11 protein-coding genes are annotated in these 24,888 nt (G+C 75.0%); 3 read left to right on the forward strand and 8 right to left on the reverse strand.

Features of this window, described 5'->3' with window-relative positions:
* The first annotated feature begins 209 nt into the window (after positions 1 to 209).
* Positions 210 to 2,126 (forward strand): MFS transporter, encoded by a 1,917-nt coding sequence (locus I6A81_RS11350; RefSeq protein ID WP_203002557.1) that lies wholly within the window; start codon positions 210 to 212, stop codon positions 2,124 to 2,126.
* 35 nt (positions 2,127 to 2,161) lie between these two features.
* Here the strand turns inward: I6A81_RS11350 and I6A81_RS11355 are convergent, their stop codons facing one another.
* The 5 genes from I6A81_RS11355 to I6A81_RS11375 form a co-directional block, all read right to left on the reverse strand.
* Positions 2,162 to 3,526, reverse strand: a complete 1,365-nt coding sequence (locus tag I6A81_RS11355; protein ID WP_238438183.1) for a glycosyltransferase family 4 protein — start codon at positions 3,524 to 3,526, stop codon at positions 2,162 to 2,164.
* Between the two features lie 184 nt (positions 3,527 to 3,710).
* Positions 3,711 to 7,970 (reverse strand): glycosyltransferase, encoded by a 4,260-nt coding sequence (locus tag I6A81_RS45500; RefSeq protein WP_307874589.1) that lies wholly within the window; start codon positions 7,968 to 7,970, stop codon positions 3,711 to 3,713.
* Positions 7,967 to 9,544 (reverse strand): glycosyltransferase, encoded by a 1,578-nt coding sequence (locus tag I6A81_RS11365; RefSeq protein ID WP_203006670.1) that lies wholly within the window; start codon positions 9,542 to 9,544, stop codon positions 7,967 to 7,969. Before I6A81_RS11365 ends, I6A81_RS45500 begins: the two co-directional genes overlap by 4 nt.
* Positions 9,541 to 10,878 carry an ABC transporter ATP-binding protein gene (locus tag I6A81_RS11370; RefSeq protein WP_407661287.1) on the reverse strand — a complete coding sequence of 446 codons (1,338 nt, stop codon included), beginning with the start codon at positions 10,876 to 10,878 and terminating at the stop codon, positions 9,541 to 9,543. Before I6A81_RS11370 ends, I6A81_RS11365 begins: the two co-directional genes overlap by 4 nt.
* A complete protein-coding gene (locus I6A81_RS11375; protein ID WP_203006671.1) occupies positions 10,878 to 11,807 on the reverse strand; it encodes an ABC transporter permease in 930 nt (309 codons plus the stop codon). The genes I6A81_RS11370 and I6A81_RS11375 overlap by 1 nt, the downstream gene beginning before the upstream one ends.
* Before the next feature lie 607 nt (positions 11,808 to 12,414).
* On the opposite strand from I6A81_RS11375, the gene I6A81_RS43210 reads away from it, so the two are divergent.
* Together I6A81_RS43210 and I6A81_RS11385 are read left to right on the forward strand one after the other, a co-directional pair.
* Positions 12,415 to 15,549 (forward strand): haloacid dehalogenase, encoded by a 3,135-nt coding sequence (locus tag I6A81_RS43210; protein ID WP_238430675.1) that lies wholly within the window; start codon positions 12,415 to 12,417, stop codon positions 15,547 to 15,549.
* On the forward strand, positions 15,546 to 17,678 hold the full coding sequence (locus I6A81_RS11385; RefSeq protein ID WP_203010171.1) for a class I SAM-dependent methyltransferase: 2,133 nt from the start codon (positions 15,546 to 15,548) through the stop codon (positions 17,676 to 17,678). The genes I6A81_RS43210 and I6A81_RS11385 overlap by 4 nt, the downstream gene beginning before the upstream one ends.
* 84 nt (positions 17,679 to 17,762) lie before the next feature.
* Here I6A81_RS11385 and I6A81_RS11390 read toward each other — a convergent pair whose 3' ends face one another.
* The 3 genes from I6A81_RS11390 to I6A81_RS11400 all read right to left on the reverse strand — a co-directional run bounded on the left by I6A81_RS11390 (position 17,763) and on the right by I6A81_RS11400 (position 24,491).
* On the reverse strand, positions 17,763 to 20,747 hold the full coding sequence (locus tag I6A81_RS11390; protein WP_307874592.1) for a WD40 repeat domain-containing serine/threonine protein kinase: 2,985 nt from the start codon (positions 20,745 to 20,747) through the stop codon (positions 17,763 to 17,765).
* Positions 20,748 to 21,254: 507 nt separating this feature from the next.
* Positions 21,255 to 23,456 (reverse strand): DUF2142 domain-containing protein, encoded by a 2,202-nt coding sequence (locus I6A81_RS11395; RefSeq protein WP_307874593.1) that lies wholly within the window; start codon positions 23,454 to 23,456, stop codon positions 21,255 to 21,257.
* A 360-nt stretch (positions 23,457 to 23,816) separates the two neighbouring features.
* Positions 23,817 to 24,491, reverse strand: a complete 675-nt coding sequence (locus I6A81_RS11400) for an acyltransferase (RefSeq protein ID WP_203006339.1) — start codon at positions 24,489 to 24,491, stop codon at positions 23,817 to 23,819.
* Positions 24,492 to 24,888 lie beyond the last annotated feature (397 nt).

The raw sequence follows: 24,888 nt of genomic DNA on the forward strand, positions 1-24,888 counted from the left end.
ACGGCCATGGTCCACCGCCGATCGCCGTCCGTCGACGGCCTCTTCCGCTGGGTGTCCCTCCCCGTGACCAGCGGGAGCCTAACCGGACTGCGCATTCCGGATCGGCTGCCGGGGTCGTTAGCTTGTGTTAAGCAAGTATGCGGCCGCCGCGAGCAGGACCGGAAGACGGCGCGGCGAGATCGGAAGACGGCCGGAGGGAGCAGCACGAGATGATCGCGGGGCCGCCCGTACCAGCCAGTTCGGCCACCCCGGCCGCCGACGACGGCGCCGGGCCGACCGCCGCGCGGGGCCGCCACTACGGCGTGATCGCGCTGTCGAACACGACGCTGGGCGTCCTGATGGCGACCATCGACGCCTCGATCGTCATCATCTCGCTGCCGGCGATCTTCCGGGGGATCGGGCTGGACCCGCTGGCGCCGGGCAACATCGGCTACCTGCTCTGGCTACTGATGGGCTACATGGTGGTCATCGCGGTCCTGGTGGTCTCGCTTGGCCGGCTCGGCGACATGTACGGCCGGGTCAGGATCTACAACGCCGGATTCGCGATCTTCACCGTCTCGTCGGCGGCGCTGGCGCTCACCCCGTTCACCGGGTCGAGCGCCGCGATCTGGCTGATCGTCATGCGGGTCGTGCAGGGCGTCGGCGGCGCCATGCTGACGGCCAACTCGGCGGCGATCATCACGGACGCGTTCCCCGCGCACCGGCGCGGCACGGCCCTGGGGATCAACCAGGTCGCGGCCCTGTCCGGCACGTTCATCGGGTTGGTGCTCGGTGGTGTGCTGTCCGAGTGGCACTGGCGCGCGATCTTCTGGGTGAACGTCCCGATCGGGATCGTCGGCACCGTCTGGGCATACATCAGCCTGCGTGACAACGGCCGACGGGTCGTTGCGAAGATCGACTGGTTGGGCAACCTGACGTTCGCCATCGGTCTCACGGCGGTGCTGGCCGGCGTGACCTACGGCATCCAGCCCTACGGCGGCCACATGATGGGCTGGACCAACCCGGCGGTGCTCGCGGCGCTCATCGGCGGCGCGGCGATGCTCGCGACGTTCGCCGTCGTCGAGACGCGGGTCGCCCAGCCGATGTTTCGCCTGACGCTGTTCCGGATCCGGGCGTTCACCGCTGGCAACCTGGCGCTGCTGCTGAACGCGATCGCTCGCGGCGGCCTCCAGTTCATGCTGATCATTTGGTTGCAGGGCGTCTGGCTGCCACTTCACGGCTATGACTACGAAGAAACCCCGCTTTGGGCCGGTATCTACATGCTGCCGCTGACGATCGGTTTCATCACCGCGGGTCCGATGTCCGGAGCGCTGTCGGACCGGTTCGGCGCCCGGGTGTTCTCGACCGGCGGCCTGACGCTGACCGCCGTCGGTTTCTTCGGGCTGTTGTTCCTGCCGATCAACTTCGACTACTTCGCGTTCGCCGCGCTGCTGGCGCTCATCGGTATCGGCTCCGGGCTGTTCGCGGCACCCAACACAACGGCGATCATGAACTCGGTGCCGGCCTCGGCCCGGGGCTCGGCGTCCGGTATGCGCAGTACCTTCTTGAACTCGGGCAGCGTGCTGTCCATCGGCGTGTTCTTCTCGCTGATGGTCGCCGGCCTGGCCTCGAGCCTTCCGCGGACGCTGACCGACGGGCTGACCGCGCGCGGCGTCCCCGCGGACGTGGCGGCCGACGTCGCGGCCCAGCCCCCGGTTGGCAGCCTGTTCGCCGCATTCCTCGGCTACAACCCGATTGAGACGCTCGTCGGCCACGAGACCCTGAGCACCCTGCCACCCGCTGACGTCGCCGAACTGACCGGAAAGCAGTACTTCCCGGAACTGATCTCCGGCCCGCTGCACGACGGCCTGGTCATCGTCTTCAGCCTCGCGATCGCGATGAGCCTCGTGGCCGCCCTCGCCTCCCTGCTCCGCGGCGGCCGCTACATCCACGCCGACGAGCCCACCGAGCTCTCAGGGGCCACCGAGCTTTCAGGGGCCACCGAACTCTCGGATGCCACCGAACTCTCGGGAGCCTCCGCCTCGGCGACGTCCCTGCCGGCGCAGGCCCCGGCTTCCCGGACGCCGGTCGGCTCGCCCGTCGCCCCGCGCTCCCAGGATCAGCCGGACGGGCCGCGTCATCGGTGACGCGGACGGCCTGACCGATCCTGGAGCCGCGGGAGTCAGGAGCCGGCGGCGCGGCGGTAGACGGCGGCCGTCAGGGCGGCGGTGCGGCGCCAGGTGAACGCGCGGGCGTGGCGGCGGCCGATCTCGCGCGGGTCGGCGTCGACGGCGCCCGACCGGCGGACGCCGCCCAGGCCGTCGGACAGGCCGGCGTAGCCGCCGTCGATGACGTCGAGGAGGGCGTCGGCGAGACGGTCGACGTCGGTCGGCGGGACGAGGCGGACGGCGGTGCCGACGACGGGAGCGGTCACCTCGCGCACCGCCGGGATGTCGGCGGCGATCACCGGGGTGCCGGCGGCCAGCGCCTCCAGGGGAGGCAGGCCGAAGCCCTCGTAGCGGGACGGGAAGCACAGGGCGACGGCGCCGGCGACGGCGGTACGCAGGTCGGCCTCGCTGAGGTAGCCGGCGCCGTGGACCGCCCCGGCCGGCAGGCCCGCCGTGTCGAGCGCCGGGCCCCAGCCAGGCGGGCCGACGAGCACCAGCGGCGGGATGTCCGGATAGGTGCCGTGCAGGCCGCGCAGCGCGGACAGCAACGTGCCGAGGTTCTTACGCGGCTCGGCGTTGCCGACGAACAGCAGGTAGCGCTCGGGGAACCCGCGCTCGCGCAGCCATTCCGGCTTCGGCGGCGCCGCGTCGAACCAGCGGCCGTCGACGCCGAGCGGGGTCGCGGTCACCCGGTCGGGGTCGAGCCGGTAGGCGGCGATCACCTCCTCGGCGATGGCCTGGCTCGGGGTGATCACCGCCGCGGCTCGGCGCAGGCCACGCGGCACGAGCGTCGCGTAGCGGGCCGACGCCTCGCTGACCGTGTCCGGGGTGCGCAGGTAGGACAGGTCATGGATGGTGAGCACGCCACGGGCGGCGCGCAGCGGCGGGAGGACGAAGTTCGTGGCGTGCACGACGTCGGCGTGGCCGACGAGCAGCTCGGCGGGGAGCCGGTCGCCGCGAACCCACGACTCCTGGAGCAGCCGCGCCGGCGCTCGCCGCGCCACCGAGCCGACGCCCGGCGGCAGCGCCTCGGCGAGACCGGCCAGTCCTCGCCAGGTGAACGCGGTGGCGGCGAGGTCCAGCGAGCGGGCGGGAGCGGCGAGCGCCGCCCCGGCGGGCGGGCGCCCGTTGCCGGCCCGGGCGGCCAGCGCCGGCCCGGTCGGCCCGTCCGGCCCCGCGGCGCGGGGCGAGCGGGCGCCGGCGGAGGCGCCAGCCGCGTCGACGGCCCCGCTGCCCGGGGCGAGCGCGCCGAACTCACGGATGAGCCCGAGGGCCTCGTCGCCGACCAGGTCGGCGAGCGCGGCCAACAGGTTCTCGACGTAGCGCCCGACGCCGGTCCGTTGCCCGAGCAGCGGGGTGGCGTCGAGAACCACCCGCAGTGGCCGGGGTTCCTGCCGGATCCGGGACTCCTGCCCGATCGGCGCCGCCGATCGGGCAGGCTCGGAAGCCGACCCGGCAGGTCTGCCCGCGTCCGCGCTCACCTGTCGCCTACGTTCTGGCGCCCCACGGACGCCCGGTCAATGTGATGGGAGGCCGAGCGCGGCCCTGCCTGCCTCAGGAGCGTCAGCCTTCGTACAGGTGGTGGCGCGCGGCGATGGCCCGCCAGCGCTCGGCGAACGCCGCGTCGGAGAAGCGCTGGGCCTGGGCCGCCGCCTCGTCGGCGAGCCGCTGGCGAAGGTCGTCCTCGGTGGCGAGCCGGCGGGTGAACGACATCAGCTGGGCGGGTTCGGTCCAGCGGAAGCCGTCGATGCCGTGCCGGACGATCTCGCGCTGGCCGGCGCGGTCGATGACCACCGGCACGCAGCCACCGGCCATCGCCTCGACGGTCGTCATCCCGAAGTGCTCGGCCGTCCACGGCCGGCGCCGCTCGTCCTCACCCCAGCCGGTCGCGGACCAGAAGACCGACGCCGTGGACACCAGCTTCTCCACGTCGGCCCGTGGCGCGTTCGGGTGCACCTCGACCGGCAGGCCGTGCGCCGCGTCCTTGACCTGCTTCACGTAGGGCTTCTGCGAGTCCTCCATGCCGCCGACGACGTGCAGCGTCCAGCCGGGCAGGTGACCCGCCTCGTGCAGCTCGCCGAACCACTCGACCATCTCGAGCTGGCGCTTGGCGTGCCCCAGGCCGGGGGCGAAGAACCGGCCGACGGTGACGATCGTGCGTTCCCGGACGGGCGCCGGGTGCAGCCGGTCGACCTGGATCGGCGGGTAGAGGATGTCGGCCTCCTGCCGCCACATCCGCCGGATCCAGGTGCGGGTGTAGTCGGAGTTGGCCATCACCACGTCGTAGCGGTCCAGCCAGGCCAGGTCGTGCGGGTCGCGCAGCAGCCAGGGGAAGCGCAGCGCCACCTTGGCCAGCGGGCTATCCGCGACGTCGGAGATCCGCGGCCGGCTGATCGCGAAGCCGAGTTCGCGGATGTCCGCGGGGCCTGGGGTGAAGGTGTCGCAGAGCAGCGTGATCTCGATGCCGACCTCCGTGTCGGGCAGCGGGATCTCGTGCGTGGCGAACTCGGCGCCGACGTCGATCTTGGCGAGGGTGTCGCCGCCCGGGCCGACGACCCGCAGCGAGGTGCCCGCCGGGGCGCCGGGGCGGCCGAAGTCGGCGCGCAGCGTCCGCTGGGTGCCCGCCGAGATCGCGAGCACCGCCTTGCTGGACGACCAGCGCCACTGCCGGATCTTGCCGCCCTCCGGCGGGAACCAGCCGGTGCCGAAGTCGATGGCCGGGCGCACGCCGCGCAGCAGCGGGCCGGCGGAACGGACCGCCGCCTTGCGCCAGGCGGCCATGTCGTGGTCGAACGGGGTCGGGAAGAAGCACAGGTAGGCGGCGCGGCGCGACCGGGTCGGTATCCGGCTCATGTAGGAGCCGTTGACGAACAGGTCGTACTCGGTGGACAGGACGGACAGGTCCTCCTCGCCGCGGTCCGGGATCCGGACGTAGCGGCAGCCGGACAGGTCCAGCCCGAGGTGCCGGCCGACCTCGGCGAGGTCGATGTCGGAGTGGCCGAGGATGTCAACCTCGGCGCCGTCTGCGGCGAGAACCTGGGCAATCATGCCGTTGTGGCGCTCGCCGCCGCCCATCGAATGCCAGAACCGGTTGTAGACGGCCGCCCGCACCCGCCGCCCCAGGCCGGTGGTCGCCGGCTCAGGGCTCGGCGTGGCGCCGACGGCGGCCGGCGCCGGGTCGGCCCCGTCCGTGTCGGCCTCGTCGGCGCCGGTCCCGTCGGTGGGGTCCGCGCCGAGCGCGTCGTCCGGGGCGCCGTCCGCCACCCGATAGGCGTCGGCGAGTGCGCGGATGTCCGTCACCGGGCCGCGGAGGGCCGGCTCACTGGCGATTGGCGGGTTGCCGGTGGCCTCGTCGCCGGTGGCCTCGTCGCTGGTGAGGTCGTCTCTGGTGAGGTCCTCACCAAGGTCGTCGTCACCAGCGCGCGCCTGGGCGGCGGTGGGCAGTGGAACGACCAGGTTCGGCACTCCCCGCTCCGGTACGGATGGTGTCGGCAGGGAGCCGATCTGGAAGCCGACGTGCCGGCGTTCGCCGGCGAAGCCCGAGTACGTCATGAACGCCCGTTCGGACGGGTGGTCCGGACGCACGGGCGCGGTCGGGTTGACGAGGCCGTCCTGGTCCTCGTCCGGACCGGCCGGCTCGCCGGCCGCGGACGGCTCGTCGGCATGGGCCGCCGCGGCCCCGACGACGGACAGGCGCACCGGGGGCTCGTCGACCGGTTCGAGGACGTCCTCGACCAGCTGGTCGCCGTCAGGGCTTCCGTCGACGGCACCGGCGGTGCCGACCGCGCCGACGGCGTGGGCTCGCTCCGGGCCGTCAGCCGTGGCGAGGTCCTCGGCCGTCGTGAGCTCGTCGGCCGTCGTGAGCTCGTCGGTCGTTGTCAGCTCGTCGGCCGTCGCGGGCTCGTCGGTCGCCGTGAGGTGCTCGGAGCCGTCGGGGGCCCCGAGCGCGAGCTCCTCGGGCGGGACGCCCGCGGAGCCGTCGTACGCGGCGAGGTCCGCGTGGCCGCCCATGCCGACGACGTCGTCGACCGAGGCGACCGGCGGGAAGTCGCCGCCCACGGGGAACTGGCCGGCGCCAGGCGGCTGGTCGACGCCGAGGTGCCGCGCGTCTCCGAAGACTCGCGCGTCTCCGAGGATCTCCGCGTCTCCGAGGATCTCCGTGTCGCCGAGGACCAGCCCGTCGTCGAAGACCTGGCCGTCGTCGAAGGCGCCGACGGCATACGGCGCGTTCTCGTCGACGACGCCGGCGTCCCGCGCGAACACCCGACCGTCGTCGAACGCGAGGTCGCCGGCGTCGATGGTCTCCGCGTCGACAACGGTGGAGTCGACAACGGTGGAGTCGACGACGGTGGCGTCATCGAAGGCAAGGTCCGCGGGAACGAGGTCCGCCGCGGCGGGGTCGGCGGGAACAGGATCCAGGAGGGGGCCATAGCCGCCGTCGAGGCCGGGCTCGTCGAGGCCGCCCGGCGAGACGAGGTCGTGGACGCCGGCGTCGAAGCCGAAGCCGTCCGCGGGGCCGGCCTGCTCGGCGAGGAGGCTGTCCGGGGAGGGGAAGGGCGTGAACTCCAGGTCGTCCAGCGGGTCGCGCCCGCCAGGGATCGAGCCCTCCGCCGGGCCGCCGGAGACCGGGATGCGCTCGACCGGCACCCGCTCCGCCGGCGTCTGCCCGACAGGCTGGGCGTCGGGGCCGTCGGTGAGGAATCCGAACATGCCCGCTCGCGAGATCGTGCTCGTGTCCGGCTCGGTGAACGCGGGCGTGCCGGCGGCGGGCGGGTCGACGCCGAAGCGAAGCTGATCGGGAAGGTCCGGGAGGTCGCCGGTCTGGGAGGTGCGTGGCCAGAACAGCTGGTGACCGGTCAGGAGGTCGTCGGTCCGCGTCGGCTCGGCGGCGAGGCCGGCCGCGAGGTCCTCGGGAAGGTCGTCGGACAGCGGGTCCCAGCGGGTGCCGCCGTCCGGCCGGTCCCGCCGGGCCACGACGTCGTCCGCGCCGGCGCCGGCCGTCACCGCCGACGGTTCGGCCGCGCCGTGCTCGGCGTCCGCGCCGACGGCCTCGGCGGTGCCGGCCTGGCCGGCGCCGAGAAGGTCCAGCGGCGCGGGGCCGTGGCTTGGCCGGGTCTGCTCGGTGTTCGGGCCTGGCCTGGTGTGGACCTCGGCTCCGGTGCCGGCGAAGGGGGCCCGGTCGGGCAGGTCGATCGGCCGGCCGGTGGCGCGGTCGATGACCTGGCCTTCCATCGGCGCCGCCGGGCCGGTGGCGGCCGGCGTGGCCCGGACCGTCCCGGCGGGACGGGCTCGGTCGGCTCGGTCGGCGGGGCGTGCCGGCGCGAGCGGTTCCAGCAGGTCGTCCGCGCCGTGGGCCGCCGAGGCCCACGATGACGCCCGCCGCGGCGACGGCTCCAGCGGCGGGAGCGGCTCGAGATCGCCGAACGGGTCCAGCCGCCGGGCGAACGCGTCGGGGCGCGGCGTGTCCAGCGGTGCCGGCCGGGCGGACTCGTCCACCCGGGTGGGGCCGTCCAGCGGGGACAGCGGCTCCAGGTCGTAGGAACCCAGCCGGCTGAGGCCCAGCGGGTCCTGCGGGTCGAAGCTGATCGGCTCGCCCGCCGCGGGCGGTGGGGGGAACGGGTCCAGCCCGAGCGGGTCCCCGCCCCGCGGCTCGGAGCGGGCCGTCCATCCCTGGCCCGCCGCCGAACCGCCCCGGGCCTCGTCGAACCCGCCCTGCTCGAACGCGCCCTGCTCGAACCAGCCGTCGCCGTCGCGGCTGGCGTCGTGGCCGTCGGGCTCGCGCCGGCCGGAGCGCCGGCCGTACTCGTGGGAATGATCGGTCATCGCGCCACCAGCCAGTCCTGCAGCGAGCGTCGTCGTTCGCTGGCGGTGCGGCCGATCTCCCTCCGCCGCGCCGCCATGGTCGGGAACAGCCGTAGGTAGGAGCCGATCACCTTCAGCCGCAGCAGCGTCGGCCGCACGGCTGGCCGGCTGCGCGACCGCCACGCCTGGCGCAGCGTACGCACGGCGATCGACAGCGTCGTCACCGGGTAGCGGGCCACCGCGGACACGGCGAGCGGCAGCGTCGCGTCCTTGGTGAGCATGAGCAGCCGGTTGCGGTCGGTGTGGAAGACGAACAGCGGGGACCACTCGACGCTGGAGGCCGAGTGGACGTGCCGCAGCACCGCGCCCGGGACGTAGCGGATGCTGTAGCCCCGGGAGCGGATCCGCCAGGACAGGTCGGTGTCCTCGTAGTAGAGGAAGAAGTCGTCGTCGAACCAGCCGAGGTCGTGGCCGAGCGCCGTGCGCATGGCCATGCCGTTCCCACAGGCGGTGAAGACTTCCTCCGGGTTCGAGAACTGGCCGGTGTCGACCTCCTGATAGCCGCGGTCGGCGCCGTAGCCGTCGCGCAGCACGATCCCGCCGACGTTGTTGATGACGTCGACGCGTGGAGCGGTGTCGTCGATGGTCACCGAGACGGTGTTCGACTCGGTGCCGGCCACCGGCAACGCGGCGAACCGGGCGGCGCCGCCGTCGGCGGCTGCCCAGCCGGGCCCGCCGTCGGCCGGACCGGAATGCCCATCCCAGCTGAGCATGACCGTCTTGGCGGTCTCGGCCGCCCAGGTGAGCCCGAGCCGGACCTGGCCGGACTCGGGCACGGGGACGAGCAGTTCGCCGCTGCCGCGCGTCCAGAAGAACGGGGCGGTCGGCGGCCCCTCGGCGCCGAAGGTGAGCTTCTCCCAGAGCACCTCGCGCAGCACCTCGCGGCCGTTGACCGTCACCGAGGAGATACGCACCCCGAGCGAGCGCGGGTCGTGCGGGCCCGGGGAGAAGGTCGGGGTCTCCAGCCGCAGCCGCAGGAAGCGGGGCAGGAAGACGACCTTCCCGGTGACCGCGCCGAGCTTGTCGCCGCCCGGCTGGTCGAACGGGGCGAGCAGGTTGGCCAGCCAGTCCGGCTCCGGCACCGCGTCGTTGTTCAGCAGCACGGCGTAGGTGGTGTTCACCTGGTGCAGCGCCAGGTTGTTGCCGCCGGCGAAGCCGAGGTTCGCCGGCGACTCGATCACCCGCACCCACGGGTAGCGCTCGGCGAGCAGTGCCCGGGAGTTGTCGCTGGACGCGTTGTCGACGACCCAGGTCTGGAACCCGAAGGCGGTGTTCTGCTTGGCGACCGCGTCCAGGCACGGCGGCAGCAGGTGCGCGCCGTTCCAGTTGACGATCACGATGGTGACCAGCGGCCGGTCGCCCCAGCCCGAGCCGGGCCGGCCGCCGTCCGTGTCGCCGAGGGCCGGGACGGCGGGCCCCCGGGTCTCTCCCTGGTCGGCGGACCCGGTCCGGGAGGCCCGTGGAGAGGTCCGGTCGGGCGCGGTGCGGGTGCTGACGGTCACGGCGCCGCGCGGCTCGATGTCGGTGTGGGTCATGCCCTTGGCCTCGCCTCGTAGCTGACATGGACCAGGCCCTCGGCGTGTGAGCCGCTGATCCCGAACAGGTCGTGGAAGCGACGGGAGGTGATCAGCTCACCGGTCGTCGGGTCGACGACCTCCACCCGGACGGCGAACGCCCCGAGCAGCGCCGGAAGCCGGTCGATGGTGAAGTCAAGGAACGAGAAGCCCGGCGTGATCGGGATTCCCCCCGCGGGGGTCTCCATCACCCAGATCGGGATCTCGTGCTGGCCAACGGCCACGCAGCGCACACCGACGCGCGGCGGGCAGCCCGCGGAGGCCTCGATCCCGACGGTGATGGTCAGTGGATCGCCCGGATCGTAGGAGATCTCCGTGGGCCCGCCCGGCGTCGAACTGTAGGTGACCGTCTCGGGCCGCACGGTGGCCTGGCTGAACGCGCCCGAGCCCTCGGTCGGCGAGCTGCCGAGCCGCTGACGCAGCAGCTTGGTGCCGATGGCCGGTGCGCCGTCGTGGATGACCCGACCGGACTCGAGCACGACGACCCGGTCGCACATGTTCTCGATCAGGTCGAGCGAGTGGGTGACGAACAGGATCGTGCGGCCCTGGGAGCGGAACTCGTCGATCTTCGCGAGGCACTTGCGCTGGAACGCCTCGTCGCCGACGGCGAGCACCTCGTCGACGAGCAGGATGTCCGGGTCGACGTGCACGGCGACGGCGAAGCCGAGCCGGACGTACTGGCCGGACGAGTAGTGCTTCACCTCGTCGTCGATCTTGTGGCGCAGCTCGGCGAAGTCGACGATCGAGTCGAACAGCCGGTCGGTCTCCCGCTTGGTCAGGCCGAGCAGGGACGCGTTGAGGTAGACGTTGTCCCGGCCGGACAGCTCGCCGTTGAACCCGGCACCCAGCTCCAGCAGCGAGGCGATACGGCCGTTCACCTCGACCCGGCCGCTGGTCGGGCGCAGGATGCCGGCGAGCACCTTGAGCAGGGTCGACTTGCCGGAGCCGTTCGCGCCGGCGAGGCCGACGGTCTGCCCACGGCTGATCTCGACGTTGACGTCCCGCAGCGCCCAGAAGTCCTCGCCGGACAGGCCGCCGCGTCGGACGATCATCTCCTTCAGGCTGGTCGCCCGCTTGTGGTAGGAGACGAACTTCTTGCTGACGCCCTGCGCTCGGATCACGGTCGGTCCCGTCGCGCCGGTGCCGCCGCGCGCGCTCGCGCCGCCCGTGGGCAGCGCGCCGGCGCTGATGCTGGCGTTCGCCCCGTTGCCGCCGCCGGCGGCCGGGCCGGCCGGACCGGCCGGGCCCGTCGTCGTGGTGGCCGAGGGGGAGTACGAAGGAGAGGTCTGAGCCACTAGAGGTCCTCGGCGAAGTCGGCCTGCAGCTTGCGGAACACCCAGATGCCGAGTCCCAGCACGGCCAGGGAGACCGCGCCGGCGGCGGCCAGGTGCTCGAGATAGAACGCGTAGCCCGGGTCGGCGAGGATCCGCAGCGTCGAGCCGTCGGCCTTGGTGGTGGTGGCGTCGATGTAGAGGGCCCGCTGGAAGGTGGCGACCACGATGGCCATCGGGTTGAGCAGGTAGAGCCAGGTGTACTCCTGCAGCCGGTCCTGGATCATCCCGAACGCGTAGACCATGGGGTTCAGCCACATCCACCCCATCAGCGCCACCTCGACGAGGTGCGGCGTGTCCTTGAACCGGACGGACAGCGCCGAGACCAGCATCGCCATGCCGATGGTGAACACCAGGGCGACCGCGCCGGCGGGGACCAGCAGCAGCAGCCCGCCGCCGAGCAGCGGGTAACCGAGCGCCGCGATGAGCACGACCAGGACCAGCAGCTGGAGCACGAAGTGCACGGCGGCGAAGCCCACGGCGGACAGCGGCAGCACCGGCAGCGGGAAACGGACCTTCTTCACCAGGTTCGCGTTGCCGACGACGCTGCCGCAGGCGGTCGCCACACTGTGCGCGAACGCGTTCCAGACCAGCAGCCCGGCGAGGAAATAGATGCCGAAGCGCGGGACGCCCGACTTGAACACGACCTGGAACACGAACGTATAGACGACCAGCAGCAGCAAAGGGTTGGCCAGCGACCAGGCGAAACCCAGCGTGGAGCCCTTGTACTTGACCTTGAGATCCTTGCGGATCAGGCTGGCCAGCAGCTCCCAGCGGACCCGGCTCTGCGCCCGCGACCGCCTGGCCAGCGGGCCGTCGGCGGCGTGCCGCGGCCCCGAACCTGGCCGGCGTGGCGGCGGGGTCCTCACCGGGGGAGATCCTGCCGGCGGCATCGGGGGCGACCCCGCTGGTGGCGCCGGGGACGCGTCGGCCGTGCCGCCCGGGGTTCCCGCTGGATCGGCTGCGCCGATCTGGGAGGTCCGGTCAGCGGCGGGGCCAGCACCTGCGAGCTGCACTCCTCGGCTCCTCTTCGACCCTCTACGACGCCGGACCATGGACGTCGCGGAACCGCCACCCGCCATGGGAGCGGCCCCGATTGTTGTCCCGATCGTGCCATGGTCCCGGTTGGGTCCGCCGAGGCGGGTGACGCCCGATTTGATGCTGGTGGTGTGCCGCGCCTCCGTCACCCCGCGGACCCCCCGGATCGCCGACTCGCTGGATCGGCGAGCCGATCCAGCGGGGACCCTGTCGCCGATCCGGCGGGAACCCGGGCACCGGCGCCGCACCGGAACAGCATGGCGGGCGCACGGCTGGCCCACCGCCCGCGGTGCCGCCCACGCCGGTGGGCGGAGCCTGGGAGGCGGTTCATAGTATCGGGGCCCGCTTGCTCCGGCACCGGTCGGCGGCGGAGTCCCGAGCCAGCCAGCTCGCCGGAGACCGCCCGCCGCTGGGCCCGCCGTCGCACGGCTTCACGAGATTGTCGACCGGGGGGTGACCAGGCTGTTCACCGACGCGCCGCTGGCCCACGTCTGGTCGCATCTGGGGTCGGGTGGCGCGGACGCCCTCGTCGTCGACGTGTTCGACACGTTGCTGTGGCGGCTCGTCCCCGAGCCCGCGCACGTGTTCTGGCTGCTGGGGGAGCGGCTGGCGGCCGCGGGCCGGCTGCCGGGCGGCGTCACAGCTGGCCAGTTCGCCCACCTGCGGATGCTCGCCGAGCGCGACGCGCGGCGGCGGGTGCTCACCGCTCGCGGCGGCTCCGGGGGCGGCGCGGACGGGCGGGGCTGCCCCCGTCTCGACGAGGTGTGGGCGCTGCTGCGCCCCGCGCTGCCCGGCGCCGGCGAACTCGACTACCTGGTCGAGGCGGAGCTCGCCGTGCTGCGGGCGGCCCACCGGGTCGACCTGGCCGCCGCCGAGCTGGTGGAGCTCGCCGCGCTCAAGCTGGGCCTGCCGGTCTACCTCGTCGCGGACACCTGCCTGTCCGCGGCCCAGGTGGAGCGGCTGCTGGCCCGTCCCGAACTCGCCGGCGTCCCGATCGCCGGGGTGGTCACCTCCGCCGACGTGGGGGTGGGAACGGTGGACGGCCTGCTCGGGCACGTGCGCGCCGCCCGGGCCGGCGTCGGCCCGGCGGGAACCGCGGGCGCGTCCACCTGCCGCCTGATGTACGTGGCGGGCGATCCCGTCACCGGCCAGGGCCCGGACCCGCGGGCGGCCGGCGCGGCCGGGCTGGCGGGCGGGGCCGGGCCGAACGTGATCGTCGTCCGCCGCGGCGAGGCGGCCGCCGGGCTGCGTGCCACGCTGGCCGCCGAGGGGCTGCTCGGGGACCCGGACGACGCCATCCCGGTCGACCCCGAGTACGGCGACTTCGGGCTGACCGCGCTGCGCGCCCGGGCCCTGCACCGGGCCGACGCCGCGGCGGTCCCCTCGGCGCTGCGCCGGTTCTGGGACACCGGGGCGGCCGTGTTCGGCCCGGTGTTCACCGGGTTCGCCGAATGGGTCGTCGAGCGGTCCCAGGAGCTCGGCGCCGCCGAGGTCTTCTGCGTGATGCGGTCCGGCGAGCTCGTCGCGAGCCTGCTCGCCGGACCGGGCCGGGACGCCGGCGTCACCGCCCGGCCGCTGTGGGCGTCGCGCGAGGTGTGCGCGCTGGCCAACGTCTTCGACGCGTCCCCGGCGGAGCTGCGGGCCTTCCTCGCGCACGCCGGCGCGGGCCCGGCCGGCGGCCGGGCCTGGCGGGCCGACTCCCGGACCTCCCAGCAGGCTCCCCCGATCGGCTTCCAGACCTCCCCGATCGCCGACCTCCCAGATCCGCTTCGCGGATCCGGCGGGAACCCTGCCGCCGACCGGGCGGGGACCCCGGATCGGGCGGGGACCTTGGGCTTCGCCGATCCGGCGGGAAGCCCGGTCGGCACCGTCGGCGCGCTGCTGCGCCGGCTGCGGGTCGACCTCACGGCCGTGCCCGGGATCTCCGCGCTCATGGGACGCCGGCTCGACATGCCGGCCGGGCTGCTCGACGAGGTCCTCGACGAGCTGCTGACGACGCTGTCCGGGGACGACCGGGTCCGCGGCGAGATCGTGCTCGCGGCCGAGCGGCTGCGGGAACGGTTCCTGCGCTACCTCGACGAGCGGCTGCCCGACGGAGGGCCGGCGGTGCTCGTCGACCTCGGCTGGGACGGGGCCACCCAGGTGCTGCTCGCGCGGCTGCTGGCCGCCACCGGCCGGGAGGCCGTCCCCGTCGGCCTGTACCTGGCGACCGGCCCGGCCGCGCACGCCCACCGGCTCGCCGGCCACCGGATGGAGGGCTACCTCGCCTCGGCCGGTCAGCCCGCGCGGCTGGCCGGCCAGCTGCTGCGCGCCCCGGCGGTCGTCGAGCAGGTGGCGATGGCCGACGTCGGCGCGTTGGCCTCGTTCGACGAGACGGGGGCCCCGCTGCTGGGTCTCGGCCGGGCCAGTCGCACGCAGCTCGCGCAGCGGGCGGCCGCCCAGGCCGGCATCCGTGCCTTCCAGGACGAGTGGCTGCGTCACCGGCGCGCCGAGAACGCCGACGGTCTGGACAGCGCGTTGCCGTCGCTGTGCGGCGACGGGGCGCGGCTCGCGCTGTTGCGCACCCTGACCCGGTTCGTCGCCCGCCCGACGGCCGCGGAGGCCTCCGCGTTCGGCGCCTGGCGGCACGACGGCGAAGCGGGCGCGGCCGGCGACGCGGACCAGGGTGGCGCGCCAGGGGTCTCCGCCGGTGCCCGATCGGCGGCAGGGTTCCCGCCGGATCCGCGAAGCGGATCTGGGAGGTCGGCGAGCCGGGAGGCCGAGGCGGCCCCGGCCGAGCGGGGCGGGCGTGGGCTGCTCCCGGCCGAGCTGATCCGCCGGGTGCCCTACCTGAGCCCCGCGGGGCTGGCCGAGCTGCCGCTGCGGGAGGCGGCCTGGCCGGCGGCGGTCGCCGCCGTGGCCAACCGGCCGCTGGCGCTCGTCACCGAGCTCGCCGCCGCGGCCGGGGTCGACCCCCGGGAGCTGTCCGCGCCGGCCGCGGCCGGCCCCGTCGAGGTGTACGTCGACACCGGCGCCGACTTCGCCCATGGGCCGAAGGCCACCGCCATGCCGTACGCCGGCCGGGACGGGCTGTCGCTGGTGCGGCTTCGGGTCGACGCGGTCGGTGCCCGCCGGGTCCGGGTCGACCCGGCCGGCCGGCGAGGCCTGTTGCGGCTGGACTGGTTGACTCTCGAGTTCCACATCGTTGGCGCCGGCAAGCCCCGCAGGATCACGATTACGGCGTTCGAGGGCCCGGGTTCGCTCGAGTCCACCCATTTTGAAAACGGCAGTATCGCGGTCGGCGGCGCCGGCGGAACCGGTTTGGATAACCGTGGGCGCGGTGTTGTTCTGGGGCTGGTGGGGCTTCGACTACTACAGCCCAACTTGGCTGAAATCCTCGACGACGACCCTCAGCTGGTCTACAACCTGGTTTTGCCTGGCATGCCTGAGTTGGGCGGCACGTACGCGATCGACGTCGAGTTCGCCTTCGGGTGGATGGGGATCCGGGGGGACCCCGTGGTCGCCCCCGCGCCCACGGCGGCGGACCCGGGTACGGGGCCGCAACTACCCCGCCGGGCCGCCCGCCGGGTGATGCGACAACTGGGAGGCCTTCGGTGAGCGACACGGCGACCGGGGGGGCGGTGGGCGAGCCGGGCGGGTTGCCGATCTCGCCGTCGGCGCTCTCCGCCCGCCCCTACGTCCGCTCAGCCACCGCCAGGACCGGGGCCCCCACGCCCCCGGCCCCGGACCAGCCCGCGGGGCCCCCGGGCCCGGGGGAGGGCGCGCTGCGCGCCAGCTTCGCCGACCTCGCCTCCGCCAGCCCCAGCGGCCCCGCCGCGGGGGAGCTGGCGGTCTACAGCGGCGGCCCCGGCCTGGTGGCCTACGACCCGGCCGCGGCGGCCAAGGGGGAGCCGCCGCTGCTGCTGCGCTCCGTCGTCGACCTGCGGGAGGTCTGGCTGCCGCTGCTCGCCGCGGCGACCGTCCGCAGCATCAGCCTGCTCGGCACCGAGCGCGGCGCGACGACGGCGCTGCTCGTCGAGCTGCTGCGCTCCAGCGGCGGCGGCCGCCTGCTCGTCGCCGACCCGGAGCCGGGCCGTGTCCCGCCCGCCGGGCGTGGCCTCGACATCCAGGTCGTCCGGGACCGAGGTGCCGCCGCCCTCGACGGGCACACCCCCACCGACGCCTACCTCGTCGACGCCGACGCGAACTACGCCACCGTCCTCGGCACGCTCGGCGCGATCGACGACGCGGTCCAGGAGTTCGGCCGCACCACGTTCCCGCTGGTCGTCGTGCACGACGTCGGCTGGCCCACCGGCCGGCGCGACCAGTACACCGCCCCCGACCGGCTCACCGACGCCGACCTCCAGCCGCACTCCTGGGACGCGGGCGTCACCCTGGCCTCGCCCGACGCGGTCGTCGGCCGGGGGCTGCGCGGCGACGGCGCCTTCGCCTGGGCGCTCGCCGAGGGCGGGCCGCGCAACGGGGTGCGCACCGCGGTCGAGGAGTTCGTCGCCGGCCATCCCGAGCTGCGGTTCTTCACCGTCGCGCCGGTGTTCGGGCTCGGCATCGTCGTCGACCGGCGCGCGCCGTACGCGGCCAGGATCGCCGAGCTGCTCGCCCCCTGGGTGGCCAACCCCCTGCTGGTCCGGCTGGAACGCAACCGGCTCGACCTGTACCTGCGGGTGGTCGCGCTGCGCGACGAGGCGCTGGCCCTCGCCCGCCTGCACCACGCCGAGCTCGAGCGCCTCGAGGTCGAGCGGCTGCGGCTGGTCGCCGCGGACATGGAGAAGACCGACCGGATCGCCGAGCTGGAACGGGCGCTCGCGGCCGAGCGGGCGGCGACCGCCGACGCGCTCAACGCCCGGCTCGAGGAGCCTCGCCTGGTCGCCGCCGCCCGCTCCGCCGACTCGAAGCTGCGGGCCCGGCTCCGCCGCGGCCCGAGCCGCCTCGAGCAGGCCAGGGCCAGATTCGCCGAGGAGGAGCGCCGCCGGCGGGAAGCGGGGGAGACCGACGCCACGGGCGGCCCGCTCGCCCTCCCGCCCGGGGAGACGGCCAGCCCGGGCCGCGGCGGCGCGGCCCGCGCGTTGCCCGCCGGCTCGGGAACGGCGGCCGGCCCGGGAACGACGGCTGCCGCTCCGGAAGAGGCCGTGGGCCTGGACGGCGCCGGGCCTGGCCTGTCTCGTCCCGGCGGTCACGGCGGCGGCGCGGACCTGCTGGCCGACGGCCGTGGCGAGCCCACCCCCGGGCTGTGGACCCCCGACAGCCGGGGGCCCTGGCCGCCGCCGCCGAGCTCGGCGGCGTGGGCGCCGCCGCCTCCTGTCCCGCCCGCCGCGGGCTCCGGCGGCGTGCTCCTGACGCCGCCAGGCCCCGCTGTGCCGCCCGCCGGGCCGGCGCCAGGCCTGTCGCGCCCCGTTCCGCCACCTCCGCCGTTCCCACCCCCGCCGTCCCCGCCCTCACCCCCGCTGTTCCCGCCCCCTCCCGGTGCTGGGCCGCCCGCCCCGCCGCCCGCCGCCCCGATCCATCCCGGCCAGCCGATCCCGGCGGGCCAGGCGCTCCCGCCCGGCTCGGCGGTCCAGCCGGGCGCGCCGGGCCAGCCGGCCGAGCTGGGCGCCCCAGGGCAGCCGCCCCTGTTCGACCGTTCCGGTGTCCCCATGCGGCGCCGGCTGGGTGGCTCCTTCATCGCCGACCGCCGGGAGCCCCGCCACCGCGCCCCAGGCCGGCACCACAACCCCGACCGCCCTGCCTGACGGGATCCACCGGGCCGGCGGCCGCGGGCAGGTGAGCGGCTCCGACCGTGGATCCGCCGCGACCACGGGCGCGGACCTGGCGCGTCAGCAGACCTGGCGGTAGGGGATCGCGGGCAGGTAGCGGCGCCACCGGGTGGGGTCCAGCTGGTGGGCGTCGCCGCGGCAGGCCGTGGCCAGCAGGGTGGGGTCGTCCAGCGGTGTCACGCGGGCGATGTGGTCGGCGGCGGCGGTGATCAGGGCCTGGCCGTCGGGGGTGAACGCGACGGACTGGACCCAGTCGGTGTGGCCGGCGAGCCGGCCGGCGGAGGTGGGCTCGCCGGGGACGGTGAGATCCCAGAGGTGGACGGCGCCGTCGCGGCCGGCGGTGGCCAGCGTCCGGCCGTCGGGCGCGAAGGCGAGGGTGAGCACCCAGTCCAGGCCGGCCGAAAGCGTCGCCTCGGCGCGGGGGTGGGCGGGGTCGGTGACGTCCCACAGCCGGGCGGTGCCGTCGTAGCCGCCGGTCGCGAGCTGCCGGCCGTCGGGGCTGAAGGCCACTGCCCACACATAGTCGCTGTGGCCGGTGAGCGTCGCCTCCGCGCGGGGCCGGCGCGGGTCGCTGACGTCCCAGAGGCGCGCGGTGTGGTCGGCGCTCGCCGTCGCGAGCGTCCGGCCGTCGGGGCCGAACGCGACCTGCCGGACCCAGCCCGAGTGGCCGCTGAGCACGCCCAGCTGGGCCGGGCGCGCCGGGTCGTGGACGTCCCAGATCCGGGCGGTGTTGTCGTGGCCGGCGGTCGCCAGCCGGGCACCGTCGGGGCTGAACGCGACGGAGACGACGTAGCCCTCGTGGCCGCGTAGCGTCGCGACCCGGGCCGGGTGGGCAGGGTCGTGGATGTCCCAGAGGATCGCCGTCCGGTCGTGGCCGACCGTCGCGAGCAGGTTCCCGCCGGGGCTGAACGCGGCGGCGGTGACCCACCCCTCGTGCCCGCGCGTGACCGCCAGCGGCCTGGGAATGGCGGGCCGGGAGAGGTCGGTCAGGTCGGCCAGCGCCCACAGCCGGCTGGTGCCGTCCGCGGAGGTGGTCGCGGCGAGCCTGCCGTCCGGGCTCACCGCGGCGCCGAGGACCGAGTCGGTGTGGCCGGTCAGGTTCGTCGCCGCCGTGTCGGCGAACGAGGTGCGCAGGCTGGCGCGGGTGGCCGGGCTGGGGCTGATCCGGAACGCGGCGAGGCTGAGGCGGGCCGCGAGCTCGGGGTCGGCCGAGCGGACCTGGTCGGCGGACTCGGCGATACCGGCGGCGACCGTGGCCGGCGTCGGGCTCGGCCCGGGCTGGTTGCGCAGTACCACCGGGATCAGGATGATGATCAGCATCAGGGCCAGCAGTGGCATGATCAACAGGGAGGCGTGCCGGATCCGGTCCCGCCAGACCCGCGCCGGCCGCCCGTCGGTGGCGTCCACCGGCCGCGGGGTGGGGCCATCCCGCGAGGCGAGGTCCTCGGTGTCGGCGCGGGGGCGGAGCTGGGCGCGCAGCACGGCCGCGAGCCGGGCGCGTCGGCCGCGGGCGGCGTCGGCCGCCCTTTCCGCCTCCGCTGCTCCTGCCTCGAAGCCCTCCGCCTCCGCCCGCCGCGCCGCGATCCCTCGCGCCCTGGCTCTGCGCCCCTCCGATCCCCGCGCCGCGGCACCGCCGGTCGCGGGGCCGTCGCCCGCGGCCTGGTCGCCGCGCGCCGTCGGGATGCCGCCCGCCGCCGCGGCGCCCGGGCCGGTGGCGGGCTGGGCGCCGCCGGCGCCGGCCTGGTCGGCGGCCTCCGGCGGCCAGCCCTCGGAGGCCGCGTGGTCGTCGCCGGAGTGCCCGCCGCCCACGGCGGCGTCGGCTGGCACCTCGCCGGGGGTGCCCCGCGCGGGCTGGGCCGGCAGGGTGCCGGCGCGGATGGCGCGGCTCACCGCCGGGTCGGGGTGGGTCGGCGGGCCCATCCCGACCAGGCGCAGGAACAGCTCCTGCGCGGTCGGGCGCTCGGCCGGGTCCTTGCTCATCGCCTGCGCGACGATCGGGCGCAGCGCGGGGCCAAGGCCCTCGAGGTTCGGTTCCAGGTGCACGACGCGATACAGCTGGACGGGCGTCGGCCCGTCCCCGAACGGCAGCACGCCGGTGCCCGCGTAGGTGACCAGGCCACCCCAGGCGAAGATGTCGGCCGCCGCCGTCACCGGCTGGCCGTTGGCCTGCTCCGGCGACATGAACGCCGGGGTCCCGATCCGCAGGACGTCGTGGCTGAGCACGCCGTGCGCGTCGGCGGCCCGGGCGATCCCGAAGTCGATGACCCGCGGGCCGAGGGCGGAGAGGATCACGTTCGACGGCTTGAGGTCGCGGTGCACGAGGCCCGCCCCGTGGATCGCGGTCAGCGCGGCGGCGACGCTCACGGCCAGCCGTTCCAGGTCCCCGGTGCGCAGCGGGCCGCCGGCGAGCACGGCACGGGTGAGCGTCAGCCCGTCGAGGTACTCGGTCACCAGGTACGGCGGCCCGTTCGGCGGGTCGACGACCTCCAGCACCTCGGCGGTGCAGAACCGGGCGACCCGGCGGGCCACGTCGGCCTCGCGCAGGAACCGCTCCCGGAACTCGGGCAGCTGGGCGAGGTCCGGCCGGATCATCTTGATCGCGACCAGTCGCAGCTCGCCGTCGATCCCGTCCGGGCCGACCACGGCCGGCCCGCCGATCACGGCCGACCCGCCGGCCGCCTGCCCGGCCTCGATCGGCCCGATGCCGAGGTAGACGGTGCCCATCCCGCCCTCGCCGAGCCGTCCGATCAGCTGGTAGTCGCCGAGCTCTTCCGGGTCGTCGTCCGTGAGCGGCTCGGCGGCGACCGCCCCCATCGGATGCGTCGGATGGGTCGGCAGGGTGAGCCCGCCCCGGGTGGGCACCGTCAGCGGCTGCTGGGCCGGAAGCGGGACGGTCGGGAGCGTGCCGGACGGGTTCTCCGCGGACTGGTTCTCACCGCCCGGGTTCCCGCCAGACCGGTTCTCGCCGGGCGGGGCCTCGCCGGGGCGGGGCGCGCTGGGCGAGGTCGCCTGGACGGCGAGCGCGTGCTGCTGGTTGCGGCGCACCGATCCCCCCGAACGAGCAGGCAGACCTAACCCGACAGGACCTCAGTCTGCGGCCCCGCCCGGCGTGCCGTACCGCCACGGCGCGATTACTTAAGGTAGTTCCTGTCTGTGCGGACCTGGCGGGCGTGCTGGTGTCGCCCCGGGCCACTCTTCGTGGATCAAGGCGGCGCGAGAGCCTCCGCGATCTACCAGAAGAACCCACCTACGCCCCGCCCGACCGGCCGGTCATGGCCTGTGGGTGTTCGGCCGGTGATCCCATGGGCTGTGGTGCCGAAAACGTGCCAGTTCGGCGCCATAGGCCATGGACCGATTCCAGGGGCGGTGGTGACCGTGCAACCCCACCCGGCCCGGCCAGCGCCGAGGGCCCGCGGGCTGCCGAGCCAGGGCCAGGGCGGAGCTGGGACCAGGGCCGCGCGCCTCGAACTGCCACGCGCCGGGAACCGCGGTTGTCCTGCGCGCCGCGTTCACCCCGCCGCCCACCGCCCGCCGCCGAGTGGCGGGCCGGGGCTACGCCTTGCGGTGGCGGTGGGCGCCGGGGCGGCGGGGGATGGTGAGGGTCTGGTCGGACTGGGGGGTGCCGGCGTCGGGTTGGAGGGGATGGGCGCCGGTGCCGAACCAGTCGTAGGGGCCGGCGGGGCCGCCGACGTTGCCGGCGATCAGGTCGGCGAGCGGCATGGCGCCGGGCTTGCCGGCGTCTCGCTCACCCGGGTCCCGCGGGACCGGGCGGATCGCGAACACCACCGCCCAGACGGCGACGGCCAGCAGCGTGAGCGCGCACAGCCCGAGAACGACCTCGACCGCGACCGGCGGCCACGGCGACCAGGCGAGCAGCGCGTCCAGGCCGTCCCGCGCGTCGCCGCCCGGGCCCTCCCACCAGCGCGGGAACAGGACGCAGATCGCCATGGCCTGCATCGCGACCGCGCCCGCGAGCATGACCAGCGGGGTGAACCGGGACAGCCGGCCGGCCGACGCGGCGCCGGCGCCGACCCCGACGGCGAGCGCCACCAGGCCGGCGAACAGGTAGCGGCCGGAGATGCCGCTGGCGTGCGACGTGTCATGGAAGTGCAGCCCGGACTGGAGCGTCATCAGGCCGAACAGGCCGGCCGTCGGCCAGAGCATGAGCACGAGGTCAACCCGCCTCGCCCTCGGGCGCGCGGCCGCGATGCCGACCGCCGCGAGCACCGCGACCACGACGGTGCCGATCCGCGCGGCCAGCTCCGGCAGGTTCGCCTCGAACCAGCCGAACTCGCCCCACCAACGCAGGATCGTGCCGTTGACCAGTACGTCCGCGAACTCCCCCCAGCCGGACAGCTCGGTGCCGAGCACGAAACCGGGCGTCGTCGGCTGGAACGTGTGGTAGCGGACCAGGTTGACGACGAACCACCAGGCGCCGAACGCCAGCGCCGCCACCGTGCCGGTCAGCAGCGGCCGCCACGGGAACCGAGCCGCCGCCGGCGACACGGCGGGGCCGGCCGCCGCCTCCGCGAGCAGGAACGGGGCGCCGTCCGCCCGCGTCCGCTCGGGGGCGGGCAGGGCTCCGGCCTCCCCCGCGCTGGCCCCTTCCCGTGCCAGCGCCCCGCGGGCCCGCCGCCAGGCCAGCAGGTAGGCGACGACCGCCAGCGGGACGAACACGATGCCCAGCGACTTCGACAGCATCGCGATCCCGATGAACGCGCCGACCCAGCAGCCGGTGCGCGCCGACGTGTCGCCGCGCAGCACATAGCACAGCGCCAGCGTCGTCAGCGCCCCGGCGAGCACCAGCAGCGCGTCGTTGTTCACGCTCGAGCCGATGTGGGTCAGCATCGGGATGGCCAGCGGGAGCAGCGCCGCGACCCGGCCGGCGGCGCGGCTCTCGGTGATCCGCTCGGCGGCGGCCCACGCGATCAGGGGCAGCGGCGCCACCATGAGCACGCTCATCAGCCGCAGCAGCCCGATGACCAGGTCGAACCGCAGGTCCTGCGGCGCCCCGGGCGGCAGCTTCACCAGCGCGGCGCCCGCGAGGTAGTACAGCGGCGGGTGCTGCATCATCTGCTGCACGTCCCCCGCTGGCTGGCCCGGCCTGGGCAGCTCCCGCCACTCGGGCCGGTCCGCGCGATCGGTCGCGTCGGCCTCGGTGAACGGCCCGACCGCCAGCTCACGCGGGTTGTCCCGGGTGCCGTAGGGCGCCTCGACGATCGAGCCGACCGTCTCGGGGGAGGCGGTCGCGTGCCCGACCGGAGGCCAGCCCTTCCCTTCCGCCAGCCGCATCACCGCGTCGACGTGATGCGGCTCGTCCGGCGCGTGGTACTGCGGCACCAGCACCGACCAGCTGCCCAGCAGCAGCGTGAACAGGATGGTGATCAGCCAGACGGGCGCGGGCGCGGAACGCAGCACCCGCCAGGGGCGGAAGCGCACCTCGGGCCGCAGCAGCTCGCGGGGGCCGGCGTCCGCCCCAGTGGCCGGCCGCCGGTCCGCCGCGGCGGCGTGCCCCGGCCCGTTCTCGGCCTCGGAAGGTCCCGGCCCGTTCTTCGCTTCGGGTGGTACCGGCCCGTTGGTGGCCTTGAGCGGCCCCGGCCCGTTGGTGGCCTTGGGCAGCCCCGGCCCGTTCTTGGCCTTGGGCGGCGGCCCCTTCTCAGCTTCGGAAGGCGCCGGCCCGTTCCTGGCCTCGGGCGACAGGCGCCCGTTCCTGGCCCTGGGCGACGTCAGACGGTTCTCAGCCTCGGAAGGCACCAGGCCGTTCTTGGCCTCAGGTGAGGGCCCGTTCCCGGCCTCAGACGACACCGGCCCGTTCTCGGCCTCAGATGACACAGCAGAAGACCCCCCGGGCGATGGACGCCTGTCATGGTAGGCGTCCCGCCCCGGGCCACCCACGCCAGATGGCACCCGATCCACCCAAATTCAACCCAGAGTCCAGGAAACGTATCGGTAGCGCCTGAGAACGGCCCTCCGGGCAGCCGCGCGACCGGAATCTCGGCGGCCGCGGCCCGGCGTCGAGGGCCTGAGGGGCCGGCCCTCTGGGGGAGACATCCGGCGGCCGTCCTGGCGAAGCCGACCGGAGGCGGCGAACAGGGGCTACCCACCCCGCGGCCGTCAGCTCCAGGCGTCGGCGGTGCCGATGACCTTGGCGGGGGAGCCGGCGACGATGGCCTTCGCGGGAACGTCCCTGGTCACGACGGCGCCGGCGGCGACGATGGCGCCCTCACCGATCGTCACACCCTTGAGCACGATCGCGCCGGCGCCGACCCACACGTGGTCCTCGATGACGATGGGCGCGCTCTGCGGCTGCTGTACGCCGTCGACGACGATCGGGTGGAAGTCGTTGTCCATGAGCTGGGTGTTCCACGAGATCGTGCAGTGCTCGCCGATCGACACCCGGTCGCGGACCAGGATCTTCGCGAAGCCGTTGATGTTGACCCCGTGGCCGAGCTGCAGTAGCCCGGAGTCGACGACGACGCGCACGCCGCGCTGCAGCGACACGACGCCCTCGCAGCGCAGCCGCCCCTCCGGGTGTACTCGGACGATCGACGAGTCGTGCTTGGTGGACAGCCCGAACGAGCCGAGGCCGACCCTTAGCACACCACCAGGGGCGAACTCGAAGCGCTCATGACCCTCGATGATCGTGCGCGAGCCCGTCCAGATCGGCTTGCCGTAGGCAAGCGGATAGCGCAGCCCGGTGACGAACGCCAGTGCCGAGGTCTCCCGGGCGGCGTGCAGCGACCGGACGTGCTGGACGTATTCGCGTAGATCGCTCCTGAAAGCACCCACGAATACCACCCTAGGCGCCGTTGCCGTGAGTGGCCTCACCGGGCCTCGGGGTCTCCGCGCGCGCCAGGCCGCGACGACGCGGGCCCGGCCTGGGGCGGCGCGGCGGCGACGTCGGTCGCGCCGGGCCCTGACCTGCGTGAACGCGCCGGAATCGCGGCCGGCCGGCGCGCCGGCCGGCCGGTGTGATCCTCAGTGGTCTCCGTGGGAGACCGGTGGCCGTCACATATCGTGTCCAAGACCCGCCCACCGTCCGGGCGTGCGCGTCACCGTGTCACGCTGGCACGCGAACCACCGTCGGCGAGCATGGGCGTGGAGCCGGGCCTCGGCGCGTCGCCGGCGGCCGAGGCGGTGGCCGAGACGGCGGCGCTGCCTTGTAGACGGGGACCCAGACGCGGCG

The organism is Frankia nepalensis (genome assembly GCF_016786325.1).
GTDB lineage: Bacteria > Actinomycetota > Actinomycetes > Frankiales > Frankiaceae > Pseudofrankia > Pseudofrankia nepalensis.